The organism is Streptomyces endocoffeicus (genome assembly GCF_016741935.1).
In the GTDB taxonomy this organism is placed as follows: domain Bacteria; phylum Actinomycetota; class Actinomycetes; order Streptomycetales; family Streptomycetaceae; genus Streptomyces; species Streptomyces endocoffeicus.
Map to the genome: position 1 here is coordinate 1 of NZ_JAERRG010000263.1, position 215 is coordinate 215.

The 215-nt window shown below is 67.0% G+C and carries 1 protein-coding gene; it reads left to right on the forward strand.

Translation table 11 applies throughout. The annotated features are described in order from the left end of the window. On the forward strand, positions 1-215 hold a 215-nt coding region (locus tag JK364_RS54895; protein ID WP_201858952.1), incomplete at both ends, for a KR domain-containing protein.

Genomic DNA, 215 nt, shown 5'->3' on the forward strand with positions numbered 1-215 from the left:
CGTGATGCGGTGCGTGAGCTGCTGGCCGGTATTCCGGCGGAGGTGCCACTCAGGGGTGTGGTGCATGCCGCGGGTGTGCTGGATGACGCGACTGTGGAGGGCCTGGGGCAGGAGCAGATTGAGCGGGTGCTGGCGCCGAAGGTGGATGCGGCTTGGCATCTGCATGAGCTGACCCAGGGCATGGACCTGGAGGCGTTCGTCCTGTTCTCCTCGGC